The sequence below is a fragment of the Neptunomonas antarctica genome, from assembly GCF_001305295.1.
In the GTDB taxonomy this organism is placed as follows: Bacteria; Pseudomonadota; Gammaproteobacteria; order Pseudomonadales; family Balneatricaceae; genus Neptunomonas; species Neptunomonas antarctica.
Genome location: NZ_LJSI01000054.1, coordinates 103,281 through 122,650, shown reverse-complemented (window position 1 = coordinate 122,650; position 19,370 = coordinate 103,281). Strand labels below are relative to the sequence as shown.

General features: G+C 46.6%; 14 protein-coding genes. 10 read left to right on the top strand and 4 right to left on the bottom strand.

Translation table 11 applies throughout. The annotated features are described in order from the left end of the window. Positions 1-55: 55 nt before the first annotated feature. From lhgO to Nant_RS19740, 5 genes are all read left to right on the top strand, one after another. On the top strand, positions 56-1,267 hold the full coding sequence (lhgO, locus tag Nant_RS19760) for an L-2-hydroxyglutarate oxidase (protein WP_054343400.1): 1,212 nt from the start codon (positions 56-58) through the stop codon (positions 1,265-1,267). 712 nt (positions 1,268-1,979) lie between these two features. After that, positions 1,980-2,981, top strand: coding sequence for a hypothetical protein (locus tag Nant_RS19755; protein WP_054343399.1), 1,002 nt, complete (start codon positions 1,980-1,982; stop codon positions 2,979-2,981). Between the two features lie 257 nt (positions 2,982-3,238). Then, complete coding sequence (gene speA, locus Nant_RS19750; RefSeq protein WP_054343398.1) at positions 3,239-5,146, top strand: biosynthetic arginine decarboxylase; 1,908 nt, start codon at positions 3,239-3,241, stop codon at positions 5,144-5,146. Between the two features lie 175 nt (positions 5,147-5,321). Further along, the gene (hemH, locus tag Nant_RS19745) at positions 5,322-6,347 is read left to right on the top strand and encodes a ferrochelatase (protein ID WP_054343397.1); all 1,026 of its coding nucleotides are present in this window, start codon (positions 5,322-5,324) and stop codon (positions 6,345-6,347) included. Between the two features lie 52 nt (positions 6,348-6,399). Next, the gene (locus tag Nant_RS19740) at positions 6,400-6,615 is read left to right on the top strand and encodes a TIGR02450 family Trp-rich protein (protein WP_054343472.1); all 216 of its coding nucleotides are present in this window, start codon (positions 6,400-6,402) and stop codon (positions 6,613-6,615) included. Positions 6,616-6,830: 215 nt separating this feature from the next. Here the strand turns inward: Nant_RS19740 and Nant_RS19735 are convergent, their stop codons facing one another. The 4 genes from Nant_RS19735 to Nant_RS19720 form a co-directional block, all read right to left on the bottom strand. Further along, complete coding sequence (locus Nant_RS19735) at positions 6,831-7,868, bottom strand: TRAP transporter substrate-binding protein (RefSeq protein ID WP_054343396.1); 1,038 nt, start codon at positions 7,866-7,868, stop codon at positions 6,831-6,833. Positions 7,869-7,941: 73 nt separating this feature from the next. Next, positions 7,942-9,156, bottom strand: a complete 1,215-nt coding sequence (gene glcF / locus Nant_RS19730) for a glycolate oxidase subunit GlcF (protein WP_054343395.1) — start codon at positions 9,154-9,156, stop codon at positions 7,942-7,944. Between the two features lie 66 nt (positions 9,157-9,222). Beyond that, a complete protein-coding gene (glcE, locus tag Nant_RS19725; protein ID WP_179078918.1) occupies positions 9,223-10,323 on the bottom strand; it encodes a glycolate oxidase subunit GlcE in 1,101 nt (366 codons plus the stop codon). After that, positions 10,323-11,810, bottom strand: coding sequence for an FAD-linked oxidase C-terminal domain-containing protein (locus Nant_RS19720; protein ID WP_054343394.1), 1,488 nt, complete (start codon positions 11,808-11,810; stop codon positions 10,323-10,325). The genes glcE and Nant_RS19720 overlap by 1 nt, the downstream gene beginning before the upstream one ends. A 120-nt stretch (positions 11,811-11,930) precedes the next feature. Between Nant_RS19720 and Nant_RS19715 the strand changes: the two genes are divergently transcribed. The 5 genes from Nant_RS19715 to Nant_RS19695 all read left to right on the top strand — a co-directional run bounded on the left by Nant_RS19715 (position 11,931) and on the right by Nant_RS19695 (position 19,324). Further along, positions 11,931-12,857 (top strand): LysR family transcriptional regulator, encoded by a 927-nt coding sequence (locus Nant_RS19715; protein WP_054343393.1) that lies wholly within the window; start codon positions 11,931-11,933, stop codon positions 12,855-12,857. A 230-nt stretch (positions 12,858-13,087) separates the two neighbouring features. Continuing rightward, positions 13,088-14,059, top strand: a complete 972-nt coding sequence (locus Nant_RS19710) for a TauD/TfdA family dioxygenase (protein ID WP_054343392.1) — start codon at positions 13,088-13,090, stop codon at positions 14,057-14,059. A gap of 825 nt (positions 14,060-14,884) precedes the next feature. Next, positions 14,885-16,339 carry a betaine-aldehyde dehydrogenase gene (betB, locus tag Nant_RS19705; protein WP_054343391.1) on the top strand — a complete coding sequence of 485 codons (1,455 nt, stop codon included), beginning with the start codon at positions 14,885-14,887 and terminating at the stop codon, positions 16,337-16,339. Between the two features lie 101 nt (positions 16,340-16,440). Next, on the top strand, positions 16,441-18,180 hold the full coding sequence (betA, locus tag Nant_RS19700; RefSeq protein ID WP_054343390.1) for a choline dehydrogenase: 1,740 nt from the start codon (positions 16,441-16,443) through the stop codon (positions 18,178-18,180). A 184-nt stretch (positions 18,181-18,364) separates the two neighbouring features. After that, positions 18,365-19,324 (top strand): choline ABC transporter substrate-binding protein, encoded by a 960-nt coding sequence (locus Nant_RS19695; RefSeq protein ID WP_054343389.1) that lies wholly within the window; start codon positions 18,365-18,367, stop codon positions 19,322-19,324. Positions 19,325-19,370 lie beyond the last annotated feature (46 nt).

Here is a 19,370-nt window from a genome sequence, read left to right as displayed (position 1 = left end):
AATAATTACTTAGATAACTTTTCAAACAATTTTCTACATAAAAGCGAGCAGTGTTATGACATACGACTACATTATTATGGGTGGCGGTATTGTGGGTATGTCGACCGCATGGCAATTGCAACAACGCTTTCCGGATAAAAAAGTACTGCTGTTGGAAAAAGAGTCGGTTTATTCAAAACATCAAACGGGCCATAACAGCGGTGTTATTCATGCCGGCGTTTATTACGCACCCGGCAGCTTAAAAGCCCAGTTTTGCAAAGCCGGAGTAGCCGCCACTATGGCCTTCTGTGACGCAAATGACGTGCCTTATAACCAGTGCGGCAAGCTACTCGTGGCCACCAATGCCTTAGAAGTAGAGCGCATGAATTCGCTGTTTGAGCGCTGTCAGCAGAATGATATTAATGTTGAGTTGCTAAATGCTGAGCAGCTCAAAGAGCGTGAGCCCAATATTGTGGGTTTGGGTGGGCTGTTGGTCAAAGACACCGCCATCGTCAACTATCAGCAAGTCACCACCAAAATGGCAGAGCGTTTTATCGAGATGGGCGGTGATGCACGCCTCAATCACAAGGTAGTAGGGCTTAAAGAAACAACGGACGATGTTACTGTTGATGCGCTGCATAATGGACAAAAAGTCACCTTTACCGGTCGCTTTCTCATTACCTGCTCAGGCTTAATGGCCGACCGCACTACTAAAATGCTGGGCATACCCACCGACTTCCAAATCATACCGTTCCGTGGCGAGTATTATCAGTTACCGGCGAAGTATAATAATATCGTCAATCACCTTATCTATCCAATCCCCGATCCGGAATTGCCTTTCTTAGGCGTACATCTGACACGTATGATCGATGGCACCGTGACGGTAGGACCCAATGCCGTACAAGGCTGGAAGCGGGAAGGCTATGGCCGTATCAATATCAGCTTGCGGGATATCTGGGATATGGTCACCTTTGTTGGATTCTGGCGTGTTTTAAAAAGCCATATTAAGACCGGTATTGTCGAAACTAAGAATTCACTATGGAAGCCGGGTTACTTAAAACTCGTACAGAAATATTGTCCACAGCTGGTGGTCGAGGATCTCAAACCCTACCCTGCCGGTATTCGTGCCCAGGCAGTGATGAAAGACGGCTCACTGGTACACGACTTCCTGTTTGCCGAAAGCCCGCGCAGCCTGCACGTCTGTAATGCTCCCTCACCTGCGGCCACCTCCGCTATCCCTATCGGCAGCTATATTTGCGATAAAGTCGTTGCAAGTGAAATGGCATAGATAAGCTTTCAGAGAAAACGTGTGCGTTTTGACACTAATGACTGTGCCTCACCAGGCGCGGTCTTTCTGGTCATTGAGTAAGAGATTGTGCATAGCGCAGGTAGAGATCGCGCAAAGAACCCACATCAAAACGCGCCGCTTATTTTCAACGGAGGAAAAAAGCAGATGCAGTCAGAAAACACTCATTTATGGTCCGCTACATTTTTGCCTTCCTGGCTAATCGGCGTGCAGCCGTATAGTTAACAACGGTTTATTTCAAAGTAGTAATCACATATTTCTGCCAAAAAATCCTCTAAAATCTATCATCAACGGATGTTCTCACCGAATGCATTAACAGGCAGCGCCTGCAGCATATCTCTATGACGGTTATCGAAGTGATTGTGCCGTAGAGCGACTGAAAGACAAGGTTCATGCCTGTGGTTAATGTGCTGCATGGTGCATAATATTGGCAAGAACACGAGCCAATAAGGCGACGTAAGCCGACATAAGACGTTGATAAAACGCTCAAATATCGTTACCGGCGACAACAAACCTGGAAATGTAATGTCATACTGAGCATAAGCGTGTTTGCATCGATAAAATCTGAGTTATTAAATATCGAGCAGACATTAATAATACACAAGGCGGTTGTGTTGATGGGTGTTCGTTCGCAGGAATGCCTAACCCACATGAAACGTCGAAGAGCCATCGTTAATCTCTATTAAGGATAAGCATGTATACCGACGAAGATTTAGATTTTGCAGTCGATAAAGGGGTCTTTACGACCACCTCTGTTGAGGAGTTTCGATGTTTACTGGCATCGTCAAAAAATTCACCCTCTGTCGATGAAGAGAATTTTAGGCTGATTGGTGGATTCAACGATATTTTTATCGTAATTGCCTGTGCGTTGCTGCTGTTTTCTTCGCTGTGGGTGCTGAAAGGCATCAATGAAAGCCTGGGGTTTTTTGTATTCACTGTTTTATCATGGTGTTTGTCTGAATTTTTTGTTCTGAAAAGAAGAATGGCGCTGCCGGCCATTGCGCTTCTGCTGTCATTTATTGGTGGGATTTTCGCGTTAGCTATTTCCTTTTTTTCTTCTACTTCAGAAATGTCTTTTATTGTCGCCACTGCAATAGCAACGCTGGCCGCCTACTTTCACTGGCTACGGTTTAATGTTCCTATTACTATCGCCGTTGGTACGGCGGCAGGTATTGGTGTTTTAGTGTCAGCTAGCATAGCGTTGTTTCCTGGCGCAAAGGACTGGCTGTTGGTCATTTTGTTTATAGGAGGCCTTAGCGCCTTTGTATTCGCGATGTACTGGGATTCCTCCGATACCCATAGAACCACACGTCGATCAGATGTGGCTTTTTGGCTACATCTTCTATCGGCGCCACTTATTATTCATCCGGTTTTTTCAAGCTTGGGCGTTCTAAACGGACAAGAAAACTTAGTGAGTATGGCAGTGGTTATTGTGTTGTATCTGCTAATGACCTCAATATCTATTGCTATTGATCGGCGTGCATTTATGGTTTCTTCGCTGGTGTATGTGCTTTATGCGCTGTCTAGTTTAATTAAAACCTATGGGGGCGTTGGCTATAGCTTTGCCCTAACGGGTGTTTTTATAGGGGGCGCGCTTTTGATCTTATCTGCCTATTGGCATAGTGTCAGAGAAAATTTAGTGGTTAAGTTACCTATTCAATTAAGAAATCATATACCAAAAGTTAAAACAGTTTAGGCGTGTCAGAAAGCCTAATAGGGTAGCCGGGGTTCTCAACCCTCCTCGGCCTCGCTGTTTCGTTTCAATTTACACACCTGCGCAGAAATTATTTTATGTCGTGACCGTCACCGTGAATATCGCCTATTATTATCGTTATAAAAAATTGAGTTAGGCTGCGTTTATTTCTATACATTGATCGCTTAATGGCGTTATGTTACGCGTCATCTATTGTACATACCGTTCACGGTCATTTTTGCTACTTAAGGGGACATAATTTGAATCAGCCACATGAATCTGACTGGGATCTGGAACAGTCTGCAGAGCTTTATGGCCTTGAACGCTGGGGTAACGACTATTTTGGCTTGTCCGCAGAAGGTATGGTAACGGCAAAAACGCTGAACAGCTCCGTTGCGCTGATGGATATCGTTGACGGTATGACTGAGCGTGACATGAAAATGCCGGTGCTGCTTCGTATTGAAAACATTCTTGATGCACAGATCTATCGGCTTAATACCGCGTTCGCTAACGCGATTGAAAAAGTCAATTATGAGGGTCGATACCGTGGTGTCTATCCGATTAAGGTGAATCAGCAAGCGCAGGTAGTGGAAGAAATTGCCCGTTTTGGCGCACGTTTTAGTCATGGCCTTGAAGTCGGCAGTAAGCCTGAAATGATAGCCGCGTTAGCTATGTTGGAAGAGCCGGGCAGCCTGATTATTTGTAATGGTTATAAAGATCAGGAATTCATTGATTTAGGTCTGCAAGCCGTAAAATTGGGCTTTAAGTGTTTCTTTGTGATTGAGACAACAACTGAACTGCCTATTATTATTGAACGCAGCCGGGTGTTGGGCATAAAACCTTTAATAGGCGTTCGCGCTAAGATGAACACGCAGGTGAGTGGGCATTGGAACACAACCAGTGGAGACCGTAGTGTTTTCGGTCTTACCGCGACTCAGTTGATAGAAGTAGTTGATAGGCTCAAGCAGGAAGATATGCTGGATTGCCTGCAATTACTGCATTGCCATCTGGGTTCACAAATACCGAGTATTCAGGAAATCCGTAGTGGCGTGATTGAAGCCTGCCGTTACTACACTGATCTGATGAAAGAAGGCGCCTCACTCAACCATATTGATTTAGGCGGTGGTTTGGCGGTCGATTATACCGGCGCCCGGTGTGCCAGTGAGCAAAGTCGTAACTACACCCTGGATGAATACTGCGAAGATGTAGTCGAGACGCTTAAGCAAACGCTGGACGAGCAGAATATCGCTCATCCGACCATAGTGACTGAATCAGGGCGCGCTACCGTGGCTTATTCGTCAATACTGTTGTTTAACATACTCGATACGACCCATTTTGAGCCGGTGAGCTTGCCGGGTGTCAGTACGAATGAACCGAATCAGTTAAAAAATATGCGGGCGATTATCGAGTATTTGACGGCTGATCGTGTGCAGGAGTGTTACAACGACGCCCATTTTTATCGACATGAAATACGCGAGTTATTTAAACGGGGTGCAACCGATTTACGCACCCGCTCTGTGGCAGAAAACTTGTTCCTCGATATTATGCATCGCATTATTTCATTAATGGCGACCCTGGAGCGGATTCCGCCTGATCTGGCTAATTTAAAAGAATCCCTGGCTGATATTTACTACGGAAACTTCAGTTTATTTCAATCCTTACCCGATATTTGGGCGATTGGTCAGCTGTTTCCTATTATGCCTATACATCGTCTTAACGAGCGACCTGACCGACAGGCCGTTATCGCCGATATTACCTGTGATTGCGATGGTAAAATTGATCGCTTTATCGGTGATCCCGAACCGACCAATACGTTACCACTGCATAAGCTGATTGAAGGCGAAGAGTACTACTTAGGTGTTTTCCTGGTGGGGGCTTATCAGGAAACGCTGGGTGACCTTCACAATCTATTTGGCGACACCAATGTGGTCAGTGTGCGTTTAGGTAACGAAGGCGGCTTTGAGTTCGTTAAAGAAATTCACGGTGATAGCATCGCGGATGTTCTGAGTTACGTTGAATACAATCCTAAAGAGATGCAGGTGCGTTATCGTAATACGGCTGAGCGGGCGGTGCGGGAAGGGCGGATCACGGCTCGTGAGCGCCAGCAAATGATCAATACCTTTAATACCAGCATGCAAGGTTACACCTACTACGAAAAAGAGAGCTAAGGCATGAATCTAAGGGATATCTTCACAAAGCACACATCCAAATGAGATGATTGCTCGTATAGCTATTTATATAACTATACGTAAAAAATAGTTCGTATGAAGAAACCCTTTATACGAACTAATAGCTGCGTAACCGTTAGCACCATTCAATCAGAGTTAATCAGAGCAGAGCAATATGCGTTTTCAAGGCCAGACAGAATATGACCATAAGCAGCCTCACCCAAAAACAGGCGTATTGCTGAGTAATCTGGGAACACCTGATGCTCCCGATGCTGTGTCGTTACGGCGTTATCTGAAAGAGTTTCTAAGTGATCCTCGCGTTGTGGAAATACCCCGTGTGGTCTGGTGGCTTATTCTTCATCTGTTTATCTTGCCGTTCCGTTCAAAACGCTCTGCAAAATTATATGCACAGGTCTGGACTGATGCGGGTTCTCCGCTGATGGACATCACACAGCGCCAGGCAACAGCATTGCAACAGAAGCTGGATGCTGAGTTTGGACAAGACACTATCCCTGTTGTCGTTGCGATGCGTTATGGAAACCCTTCTATTAAAGGTGCACTTGAACAATTAACGCAGATGAATGTGCGAAACATCATTGTGTTGCCACTTTATCCGCAATATTGTGCGGTGACGACCGGATCAACCTTTGATGCCGTCTCACAAGCGTTACGGGAGTATCGCTGGGTTCCGGGATTGAAGTTTATTAATGGTTACCATCAGCATGCTGGCTATATAAATGCGCTTTGCCAGTCAGTTAAAGAATATATAGATCAGCATGGTATGCCCGATAGGCTATTATTTTCATATCATGGCACACCGAAGCGATATTTGGAGCAGGGCGATCCTTATTATTGTTTTTGCCTGCAAACGACAAGGTTGGTAGTTGAACAGTTGGGGTGGCAGGGTGATGATGCAGACAAGGTGATAACCAGTTTTCAGTCACGTTTTGGTAAAGCTGTGTGGTTACAGCCTTACACTGATGTAACGCTTAAATCGCTTCCAGAAAAAGGGGTAAAGCATGTTGCAGTCATCTGTCCGGGTTTTTCTGCCGACTGTCTGGAAACACTCGAAGAAATTGAAGAAGAAAATAAAGAATACTTTATCCAGGCAGGAGGTGAAAAATATCACTATATTCCTTGTCTGAATGACAACCCCGCACATATCGATCTGATGGCCGCACTGATTAAAGAAAGCCTGTAAAGGCTTTCCACCCGGTATCATGCTATTTGCCGGATATTCTTTGAGAGATATTATGCATACACTAAATCCTAAAAAATTAAAGCTGAGTAAGTGGACGGCCGTGAAACCGCTGGAGCGTGAAAAGCACTTTCTAGTCACTCAGTTATGTGAGGATGATGAACAGGTGATTACCGCATGCGTTTTAGAGGCGGTGATAAGTCGCAATGAACACACTATTGATTGGCATGAGTTACAGAACGAAAGTGTGTGGATTCAGGGATGGGTATAGGGGCTTTCCACCACCAGCGCCATCGAATCACTCAATAGCGTGTTTCGTCTTGCCTCCAGTATTCAATGTGTCGAACTGACGGCTGAAACCTATGCTTTAAAAAGTACCCTGATTATCCTTAGGGAATAAGCGTGTATGGATAACCAGAGTGAACGTCGCTATTTAGGTTAGTGCCTATCAGAGACCTGCTGTGTTGGGATCAGTCTTGAGCTGTTTTAGTTTGCGCTTTCAGGTATATAGCTTCGAGCAATTTCACGGAATTCTTTCAATGCTGATGCGGCGTCGATACCACGATCTGCCACTCGCTCAAGATAATCATCATCCATGCCGACAATCATTGCCTGGAATTCCTGAGCGATTAAATCGCCCTTTTTAACTTCCAGAATAGACACGCCAGCTTCTTTTGCTTCAGCTAGCCCGACTATATCAGCATCATCCCATGCACGACCCGCTAAAGCTGAGAGTTTTTCGCCAGATACCGACATAATAGCGTCACGATCTTCTTTTGTGAGGCTCTGCAAAAATTCAGGGTTCATAAATATTGAGAAGCTGTTTTGGTAGAGGCCGCCTGGCAACTTAACGACGTGCTTTACTATTTCTTTCAGACGTTGGTACTTATGTTCACTCATGGGAAGAAAGACGCCATCGATAACGCCCTGTTGCATCATTTCATATACTTTTGTAGCCGGTGCGCTAACAGCGGTAACCCCCATACGTTCGCCGACCTCTAATTGAATGCCGCCGCCTAAGCGGATTTTTCGGTTTTTCATATCAGCCAGTGATTCAATGGGTTGGGCTAAATGAATTTGGCCGGGTCCGTGAGTAAATAGCGCCGCTAAGGTCAGACCATCATGCTCATTGGCCTGTTTATAATATTTATCGTTGATTCTCCACAGCGCCACGGAAGCGGCTTCTGCGTTAACCCCTAGATTAGGCAGTTCAGCAGCCTCGGTGAGTTTAAAGCGTCCTGGGATATAACCGTGAACACTCCAGCTTGCATCCACGACATGATCTTCAACCAGATTGAACATGGTTTTGGGGTGTCCCATGCCGTATTCAATTGCCATTGTGACACGACCCTGTGTTGCTTCTTCAATCCATTTCCCCCACGTTGTCAGAACTACGGAATTTTGTGGGTGGGTCGGTGGTAGCCAGCTGGAAACACGCATGACAGTGTCCGCGAGTAGGTTGCCGGATAAGAGTAGGCCGAGAGAAAGCCCCGCTGTTGATTTAATCATTGTCTTTAGTTTCATTAGGGTTGCCTTTTTTATTTTATGCCTTCTTATATAAGGCAGTGGTTTTTATAAAATGTAGATGTGTGCTGTGTTAGGTCATTGCTGCATCAATAATCTGAATCCAGTGTTTAACGGGCCGTGTTGATTTTCCAGCGAGATGTATCATGCAACCTATGTTGGCTGTGCCGATAACATCTGGATCTGTTTTTTCGAGAGCTTTGGCTTTGTTGTTGCCCAGCTCTGTTGCTAGTTCGGGCTGGAAGATAGAGTAGGTGCCGGCAGATCCGCAACAGAGGTGACTATCTTCAACGGGGTTTACTGTGAAGCCTAAACGAGTCAGTAGCGATTCAACAGCTCCCGATAATCCTTGGGCATGCTGTAAAGAGCAGGGACATTGAAAAGCGACGCTTTCTGTTGCAGATATAGCGAGTTTTTCCAGCGACTGCTCGCTGATCACTTCGACCAGATCTTTGGTAAGTGCAGAGATCTGAATGGCTTTTTCGGCATAAGCGGCGTCGTTTTTTAACAGCTTTCCATACTCTTTGACCGTTGCGCCGCAACCGCTGGCTGTCATGAGAATCGCTTCACAGCCTTCTTCTACATAGGGCCACCATGCGTCTATATTGCGTCGCATGAAATCCAGACCCTCTTGCTGCTTATTAAGGTGATAGCTCATAGCGCCGCAGCAACCGGCCTGTTTAGCCTCAATCAAGGAAATATCGAACTGGTTTAATACACGTGCCGTTGCTGCATTGATATCAGGAGCGATACCGGGTTGTACACAGCCCCCCAAAACCAGCATGCGGCGTTGATGTTTAGGTTTTGGCCATGGCTGAGCGGTATCTGTTTGAGGAATCTTTGCTTTGATTGACTTAGGCAGAAGCGGGCGAAGCGCCTGTGCCGTACGTAACACCGGTGTAAACCTGGAAGGATAAGGCAATAGAGTGAGTATGGCGCTACGCAACACTTTTTGTGTGAATGCGCGAGGCACTTGCTGTTCGACTATCTGTGTGCCGATATCAAGTAGGCGGTGATAGTCTACGTTGACTGGGCAGGTCGTTTCACAGGCGCGACAGTTCAGGCATTTATCAAGATGAGATTGCGTAATTGCAGAAGCAGGAGTGCCTTCAAGTACCTGTTTGATCAGATAGATGCGCCCGCGTGGACTATCCAGCTCATCACCTAAAAGGTTGTAAGTCGGGCAGGTCGCAAGGCAAAAGCCGCAATGCACACATTTGCGCAGGATGGCATCGGCTTCTTTACCATGGGAGGTATTCTTGATCTCTTCTGCTAAATTAGTTCGCACTGTTTATATCACCCTTACTATTCAGCTTTACACTTAACTCAGCGAGTGTTTCAGCTTTAGTTTTGACTACAGGCCTGTATAAAGGCGGTTTGGGTTAAGAATATGTGCCGGGTCGAAACTGTCTTTAATACGTTTGCTGAGCGCGAAAAGCGCGGGGCTTAGCGGGCTAAAAACGGTTTCGTCTGCGCTGTGTGATAGAGAAGGATCACGCTTAGCATCTCTAAAACAGCTGGCGTGGCCACCGTTCTTAATCGCCCATTCTTGTAGCTTTTTACCGTTGTGGCTATATACCCAGCGTTGTGCGCCTCCCCACTCTATAAAAGACTCCTCTTCTACAAGATCCCCAGGAATAACGGCCGCAGCCGGTGGTAGAGAGACCCGCCATAAAGGGCGTTGCTGATTAAAGAAGGGTTGTTGCTGCTCTTTTAGTTGCTGCCAGAATGGATCGGCATTCTGAAGAGTGTCGCCTCCTATCGCTGAAGCCGCCGCCTGAACACCTGCTTTTGCGCCTGAAAGACGAATGTAAAGTGAGTTGTTATGCAGTAGCGTTGCAGAAACCGGCACAGGTTTACGGCCAATATCACTCAGTAGTGTGTTCATCTGCTGGTGGCTATAGGGGAGCACCCGTGTTGCTTCATAGGCCGGTTTTGGGATGACTTTAAGGGATATGTCCAGCAGAATGCCCAGCGAGCCTTGCGCACCGGTCATTAAACGCGACACATCATAGCCCGCAACATTTTTTATCACCTGGCCACCGAACTTAAGAATCTCGCCTTTACCATTGATGATAGTAACGCCCAGCACAAAATCTCTGGCTGCACCGGCATAGGGACGACGTGGGCCTGATATGCCACAAGCAATGGTGCCGCCGAGCGTGGCAGTATCGGTAAAAGAGGGCGGTTCAAAGCCGAGCATTTGCCCTTGCTCGTCCAGCAGATTTTCTATTTCTCGTAACGGGGTTCCGGCACGCGCAGTAATCACCAGCTCTGATGGTTCGTAATTGATCACGCCGCTGTAAGCCGCTACTGAAAGCGGAATGGCGGTGATGTTACGGCCGTAAAATGATTTGCTGCCGCTTCCCATAATCTGCAGAGGGGATTGATTGTAGTGGGCGTTTTTTACCTGTTCGGCCAGCGACTCAGGTGTCGCATTTATTGAATCAGCCATTAAAATCGCTCCAGGTGAGGAAATGGCATTTCGCCTCTGTGGATATGCATCGCATTAAACTCAGCACAGCGCGCGAGCGTTGGTATTTGTTTACCGGGATTGAGTAACCTCTTTTCGTCGAAGGCATGTTTTAAAGCATGGAACTGGTTGATTTCGGCGTCTGAAAACTGCAGGCACATCTGATTTATTTTTTCCAATCCGATGCCGTGCTCACCCGAAATAGTACCGCCAACCTGTATACATAACTCCAGAATCCGTGTGGCCAGTTCATTGGCTCGCTGGTACTGATTTTCATCTGAAGAGTCAAACAGGATCGAGGGGTGCATGTTGCCATCTCCGGCATGGAAGACGTTGACGACTAACAACTGATACTCGTCGGAGAGCCGGTTGATCTTGGTCCACACCTCGGCCAGCGCCCGGCGTGGAATAGTACCGTCCATCACATAGTTGTCGGGGGCGAGGCTGGCGAGTGCGGGAAACGCAGCCTTGCGAGCCGCCCAAATCCGTTTGCTCTCTGTTTCGTTGGTAGAAACCTGTATATCCGAGGCGTTTAAGCTGTTGAGAATAGCAATAACGCTGCTGAGTTCATCTTCAACTTCTTCAACACTGCCGTCTAATTCGCAAATAATCACGGCGGCAGCATGAACCGGATATCCGGCATGCATCAGTGCTTCGATCGCCTGTATCCCTGTTTGGTCGATCATCTCTAATCCTGCGGGGATGATTCCGGCACCAATGATTTTAGCAATAGCATTCCCGGCATCTTCGATGGTTGAAAATGCGGCGAGTAGCACGCGTGCGCTGGCCGGTTTCGCCAGCAGCTTTACACGAATACCGACGACAATGCCGAGCAGGCCTTCTGAGCCGGTCATGATGGCCATCAGATCGTAACCGGCGGCATCGAGTGCCGGGCCGCCCAGTGTCATGCGTTCGCCTTCGATGCTGACAATCTCCAGTTCAAGAATGTTATGTACGGTTAATCCGTATTTCAGACAGTGAACACCGCCGGCATTTTCGGCGACGTTACCACCGACAGAGCAAGCGAGTTGAGACGAAGGGTCGGGTGCAAAGTAAAGATTGTAGGGGGCAACCGCATCAGAAACCGCTTGATTACGAACGCCGGGGTCTATCCATGCGGTACGGTTATGCAAATCAATCGCATGGATTTTATTAAATTTACTCATCCCCAGTAACACGCCATTTTCAACCGGCATCGCGCCTGCCGTTAATCCGGTGCCTGCTCCACGAGCCACGACAGGGATATCAAGCGCATGGCAGCAGCGCATGACATGCTGAACTTGTTCGATGGTATCAGGGAGTACCGTCAGTAACGGCATTTGGCGCATTGTGGTGAATGCATCGCACTCGTAGGCTTTGAGTTGTTCTGGCTCACTCAAGATTGCATGCTCAGGAATCATCTTGCTCAGCATTGGAATGAGGCTGGCAAGTCGCTGTGTTCTGATGCTCGCTGCAATGTTTGAGTTCATGGCGGTATCCAGGTGGCTCGCTGAAGAGACGGGAACCTGGATAACTCTAGAGATGAAAAGCTATTTAAAAAAATACATAATAACTATGATTAGCCATATGTTTTAGTTATGGATGGGAATATGAAATTTACTCAACTGAAGTATTTTTTGAAAATTGCGGAGGTGGGCAGCGTATCAGCCGCCGCTCGTGAGTTATTTATCGCGCAACCTGCGTTGAGCCACCAGGTAGCCGCGTTAGAAAATGAGTTAGGTGTTTTGTTATTTGTTCGCAGTGTCAAAGGGGTGCGACTCACACTTGCTGGCGAGAAATTGGTTCATCATGCGAAGTTGATATTGCGTCAGGTTGATATTGCAAAAGCGGATGTTATATCTGATGAGTTTTCTCCACGGGGGGAGGTGAGTGTGGTGATCGATGCTTCCAAAGCTTACACGCTTATTCCCCTGCTGGTTACCGAATGCGCCAGTCGTTTTCCTGAAGTCCAGTTGAAAATATACGATGCCATGAGCCTGAATGCAGCGCAAAATATCGCCGATGGCAAGGTTGATATCGGTTTGATTCCGAACGCCGCCGACCTCAGCGGTGTGCATGTGATTCCGGTGTATCGGGAACCTCTGCATCTGGTGGGAAAAGGGATCGCTGCAAAACATCTCTCGGGTACGATATTGTTCGAAGAGTTATCAAATTACCCCTTGGTTGCTCCATCGCGGCCACACAATATTCGTTTGCATATTGAACAAAAAGCACTGGAGGCGAAGTGGCCTTTGGATATCCAGTACGAACAGGATACTGGCTTGACACTGCGCTGCCTGATGAACAACGGCATTGCCAATGCCATCATTCCCTACGATGTGATGACAACCGAGTTACAGCGTGGAGATTTAGATGCACTAAAAATTATTAACCCTTCGATTGACCGGATTCACGCTATCGTCCGCTTAGAAAACAGATCCTTTTCATCGGCTTGTCGGGCTATTGAGCTTCTTCTCATCGAATTGATTCAGCAGCTTTGCGAACAGAATATTTTGGATGGTGAGGCGCTGGTTTAAGCTTCATCAAACCCACAAAATAATTATTGTTATATCTGTATTTTTATGTTTATTCTAAAAAAGATCGAAACGCGAAGAAAATTAATTTCGCTAAATTGTCTTAAAATCCATTAAATGTGGGTTAAATGTTGCTAAGTTCAATTAATGTTTGAGAAGTCAGGTCAGGCGAAACTCATTCCTTTATGGGATCGTATCAAAAAATAATAACCTTATTTTTAGAGGAATAGATAATGAGCGTCATTCATAAAGAAAAAATTACAGGTCCATCAGCGTGGAAAGGGAAGGATTTAAAGGACGATGATTCATGGATTTATCATTGGTCCGATGAATCGATTCGCGTTCTAGAAAAGGCCTTAGAAAATGTCAAACAAAAAGATTTGCAAGTACCCGATTTTGCTAAAGAAGATTTTCCGATTACTGAACTATCCAAAGAAATCGCTTACTTCAATGAGGAGTTAGAAAATGGCAAGGGTTTTATATTAATTCGCGGTTTGCCAGTTGAGCGGTATACGGATGATGAAGCAGCCATTATTTACTATGGTCTAGGCCTTCACATGGGTACTCCGGTTTCTCAGAATATAAAAGGCGAAATGTTAGGGCATGTCAAAGATATCGGGGAAATAGATACGAAACATGTTCGTGTCTATGAAACGAATGAATATCTGCCTTATCACGCCGATTTATCGGATGTTGTTGGTTTACTTTCTATTCGAAAAGCTAAATCAGGGGGTATGAGTAGTCTTTCAAGTGCGATGACGCTTTATAATGAAATTCTGGAAAAAAATCCAGAGTATATTGGACTTCTCCACCGTCTATTCCTGTTAGAACATCTTGATGACGGAAATGCAGGTTTAACCCCAATCTTTAGTCATCATAAGGGTAAGTTAAGCGCTCGGTATTTACGTCGATATATAGAAATTGCACAGGAAAATGCAGGCTTTCCGTTATCAAATGTAGAAGTTGAAGCCTTAGACCTTATTGATTCGACTTTAAATAATCCAGATATTCGTTTAGATATGATGATGGAACCCGGTGATATCCAATTCGCAAATAATTATACAATTTTTCATTCCCGCACTAGTTTCGAAGATTACGACGAAGTAGAGCGTAGACGGCATTTGTATAGGTTGTGGCTGAAGATGCCTAATGCCAGGGAATTAGCTCCGGATTTTCCTGGGCGAAATGGTATTCCCAAACGCTAAGAATAACCTGATATTCCAAAGCTTGAAAATGTAGCGGATTCTAAAAAATCCGCGTTTTGGCAAGAGGTTAGCCCTGCTCAAGGCCTTGCCGTATGGAAAAGAGCGGATCTTGAAAAAATACCAGTTGGCCCTTTTCTTTAACACAGTCGATGAAAGATGAGATTCACGCCAATTTGATGCGCATGGATGCTGATAATGTTGTCTTATCTGAATTAGTCAGATAAGACTTTCCGTTGCCAGGTATGGACGCTCAATCTGAGGCGGCTTTAGCTTTTTATGGACCCGCCCTGAACTGTATGGGGCATATGCCCTCTGACTGTATTTGGATAGCTTTGTTTTGAGTTGGTCTCTGTGTATCGGTATAAAGCGCTTAAAAACTACGGTTTCCCCAGCCGGTAATTAACTGATAGCGACAAATTATTCTCTGTTATCGTCAAAAAAACCCTGTATTCACATAATAAATTTTAACTGAAAGCGACATTGAATAGTGTTTTTCGGTTTTTAAAATCTTCTATTATCTTCAAAAAATCAATATAAATACATTAATTGTCGCTATCTTTAGTGTGCTTCTTTGTCCGGGTTTACTTGAAAATAACCGGCAAGGTTTTTTGACATCTGAGCAAAATGTAGTCAGAGTAGTTTTTTATTAAACGTTCATTTAATAAAAACTTAATAACCAAGTAATCCGATCGCAGGTGTATGGCGGTTATTAACAGTAGCTAACGTGACTACATTAGAATCAGCAGCAGAAAAGATAGGTAGATTTTCGGTTGCGCTGTGGGCGCACCAAATTGTATTGAAACCAGATAATCAGGATGCCGTTATATGCAACACTCTCTTTACATCAATGGTCGATATCAAGATGCCACCTCGGGTGAGACTTTCATCACTCGCAATCCAGCAACAGGAGAAGTGCTGGCTGAAGTTCAGCAGGCTTCGCTGGCCGATGTTGATAAGGCGGTTGAAGCTGCACAAGCAGGTTTTCTCGTTTGGTCTGCCATGAGTGGTGCAGAGCGGGGTCGTATTCTGATGCGTGCCGTGGCTATTTTACGTGAGCGCAATGATGAACTGGCGATGCTAGAGGTATTAGATACCGGTAAGCCGCTGCAGGAAGCGAACTGTGTTGATATTGCAACAGGTGCCGATGTTATTGAATTTTATGCGGGCCTTGCAGCGACTATTCATGGTCAGCAGCAGGACCTTGGCGGCACTAACTTTTACTATAGCCGTCGTGAGCCGCTGGGTGTTTGTGCGGGTATTGGCGCGTGGAACTATCCGATTCAGATCGCCATGTGGAAGTCTGGCCCTGCGTTAGCCGCGGGCAATTGCATGATTTTCAAACCGTCCGAAGAAACGCCTCTGAGCGTAATGAAGTTAGCTGAAATTTTCACCGAAGCTGGGCTGCCGGATGGCGTGTTCAATGTTATACAAGGTGATTATCGTGCTGGGCAGGCACTGTCGCGCCATCCTCAGATAGCCAAGGTCTCTTTTACGGGTGAGTGTGGGACGGGTAAAAAAGTCGTGGCCGATGCGGCTAGCTCCTTAAAGCAGGTCACGATGGAGTTGGGAGGAAAGTCTCCGCTGCTGGTGTTTGGCGATGCGGATCTGGATAACGCGGTATCGGGTGCGTTGTTGGCCAATTTTTATACGCAAGGTGAAGTCTGCACTAACGGTACACGGGTATTTGTACACGACAGTATTTATGATGAGTTTGTCAGCAAAGTGGTGGCGCGTACTGAGCGTATGGTTATCGGTGATCCAACGGATCTTAATACGCAAGTCGGTGCGCTGATCTCTGAAGATCACATGCACAAGGTACTAGGTTTTATTGAAGCGGCGAAAACAGCCGGTGCTCGTCTGGCGTGTGGTGGTGAACGTGTTATTGCAAACGGTTTGGATAAAGGCTACTTCGTTCAGCCTACGGTGTTTGCCGATTGCACGGATGACATGCCTAACGTAAAAGAAGAAATATTCGGCCCGGTGATGTCGATTCTGCGCTTCAGTGATGAAGAAGAAGTGATTCGGCGCGCCAATGATACCGAATACGGTCTGGCAGCGGGTGTCTTCTCAACCAATTTTTCGCGTGCTCATCGCGTTATTGCGCGTCTTGAGGCAGGTATCTGCTGGATTAATACCTGGGGTGCATCGCCTGCAGAAATGCCGGTCGGAGGCTATAAGCAATCCGGTATTGGTCGTGAAAACGGTATCGAAACACTCAATCATTATACCCAGATTAAAAGCGTCTTCGTTGAGCTGGGTGATGTCGACTGCCCTTATTAATTGAGAGTCCTATTAATAGAGCCCTGTAAAGAGAGCCCTTATAAATAGAGCTCTTATAACGAGTGCCTTTATAAGCAGCGACCCGAGGTATGGAAATAAGTATGACCACTGATACACGCTATGACTACATCATTGTTGGCGCCGGTTCTGCCGGCTGCGTATTGGCTAACCGTTTAACGGAAGATGGGCAGCACACTGTATTGCTGCTGGAAGCTGGCGGCTCGGATAAAAGTATATTTATTCAGATGCCGACGGCGTTGTCTTATCCAATGAATACTCCTAAGTATGCGTGGCAATTCCATACCGAAGGAGAGCCTTTTCTGGACGGTCGCTCAATGCATTGCCCGCGCGGTAAAGTGCTGGGTGGCAGCTCTTCGATTAACGGTATGGTGTATGTCCGCGGGCATGCCTGTGACTTTGATGAGTGGAGTGAAAAGGGTGCTACAGGGTGGGGTTACCAGCAATGTTTGCCCTATTTCAAGAAAGCGGAAACCTGGGCTAAAGGCAGTGATGATTATCGTGGAGGGAGCGGTCCCTTGTTTACCTGTAACGGTAACGATATGAAACTGAACCCTCTTTATCAGGCATTTATTGATGCCGGTGAAGATGCGGGCTACCCGACCACTGATGATTACAACGGCTACCGTCAGGAAGGTTTTGGTGCCATGCATATGACCGTCAAAGCGGGTGTGCGTGCATCAACCTCTAATGCCTATCTGCGTGACGCAATGCAGCGCCCTAACCTGACGTTGATCAGTGGTGTATTGACACGTAAGGTGATCATGGAAGGTAAGCGTGCCGTGGGTATCGAGTATGAAAAAATGGACTCTGAAAAAAAGAGCTCTGAAAAAAAGAGCTCTGACAAAAGTGCACGAGTAATTAATGCGACGGCGAATAAAGAAGTTATTTTAGCCGCCGGCTCCATTGGTTCACCGCATTTGTTACAGCTCTCTGGTATTGGTCCTGCGAAAGTGTTGGAAGAAGCTGGAGTTGCGCTGGTGCATGACTTACCAGGTGTCGGTGAAAATCTGCAGGATCACCTGGAAATTTACTTTCAATACCACTGTAAGCAGCCCATTACCTTGAATGGGAAGCTGGATCTGGTGAGCAAAGGCCTTATAGGTGCACGCTGGATGCTGTTCAAAGATGGCCTGGGTGCGACCAATCATTTTGAATCCTGTGGCTTTATCCGCTCCCGTAAAGGCTTGAAATGGCCTAATATTCAGTATCACTTTTTGCCAGCAGCGATGCGTTATGACGGTGGTAAGGCGATTGAAGGACACGGATTTCAGGTGCATGTAGGGCCCAATAAGCCGCAGAGCCGTGGCCGTGTATGGATTAAATCAGCCGACCCGAAAGCTAAACCGAGCATTGTCTTTAACTATATCGGCACTGAACAAGACAAGCAGGACTGGCGTGATTGCATCCGTCTGACGCGTGAAATTCTGAAACAGCCTGCCCTGGATGCCTATCGCGGCGATGAAGTTCAGCCAGGCGCGCAGGTTAGCAGTGATATAGACGTTGATCGCTGGGTCCGTGAAAATGTTGAGAGTGCCTATCATCCGTCGTGCACCTGCAAAATCGGAGCTGATGACGATGCCATGGCCGTGCTGGATACTCAGTGTCGGGTCAGAGGCGTTGAATCGCTGCGGGTCGTCGACTCTTCGGTTTTTCCCACTATTCCGAATGGTAACTTAAATGCACCCACTATTATGGTGGCGGAGAAAGCGGCTGACATGATTTTTGACAAGCAGCCGTTGCCGGATGAGGGTGTCGAAGTATGGATCGATCCACAATGGCAGCAGCAGCAGCGTTTAAATAGCCCTAAGCGGGTTTGTTAACAGATAGCCCCTAAGCGGGTAGTTGATAACTAAGTAGATAGCCCTATGCGAATAGTTAATAGATAGCCCTAAGCGAATAGTTAATAGATAGCCCTAAGCGTGTGCTAGTCACTAACTTAATTGAGACACACTATCGAAAAGTAGTAATCGTAAGAGAATTTAAAACTAAAATAAGGTAACAATCATGACAACTCAACAGAAAAAAATTATCCGTAAACATAATCTAATGCGCGGCATCGTCGTAGCGATGGGCTTGTCTGCCTCTGTGGCGTTTGCTGGCCAGTGTGACACGGTGCGTTTCTCCGATGTGGGTTGGACAGACATTACAGCTACCACCGCAGTCACCAGCGAAGTCGTCGAAGCACTGGGCTATAAATCAACGACTCAGCTATTGTCTGTGCCGGTGACTTATACCTCACTCGCTAATGCTGATATCGACGTGTTCCTTGGTAATTGGATGCCTACGATGGAGGCTGATATCGCCAAATACCGTGAAGACGGTAGCGTTGAAACCGTGCGCGCTAATCTGGAAGGCGCCAAATACACCCTTGCTGTGCCTAAATATGTGTATGACGCCGGTGTTAAGAGCTTCGCCGATATCGCAAAATTCAAAGATCAGTTTAAAGGCCGTCTTTACGGTATCGAGCCCGGTAACGATGGTAACCGCTTAATGCTGGATATGATCGACCAGGATGCTTTTGGCTTAAAAGGCTTTAAGCTGGTGGAATCCAGCGAAGCGGGCATGATGTCACAGGTTTCGCGTTCAGCCAAACGCGAACAATGGATCGTCTTTCTGGGGTGGGCTCCGCATCCGATGAATAGCAATATTGAGATGGAATACCTGCAGGGCGGTGATGATTTCTTTGGCCCCAACTACGGTGGCGCCAGTGTTTATACCAACGTGCGTAAAAACTACCGACAGGATTGTCCGAATGTAGGGCGCTTACTGGAGAACTTGTCTTTTACCCTGACTATGGAAAACGAAGTCATGGGCGCGATTCTTGATGAGGGTAAAAAGCCCCGTGTTGCCGCATTAGCCTGGTTAAAAGCTAACCCTGAAGCGATCAATAGCTGGTTGGAAGGCGTGACTACCAAAGACGGTGGCGATGCGCTGGCGACTGTGCGTAAGCATTTAGAGCTCTGATCCTATCATTGTCTGTTGTCGGGCGCGATATGCGCCCGACAACAGA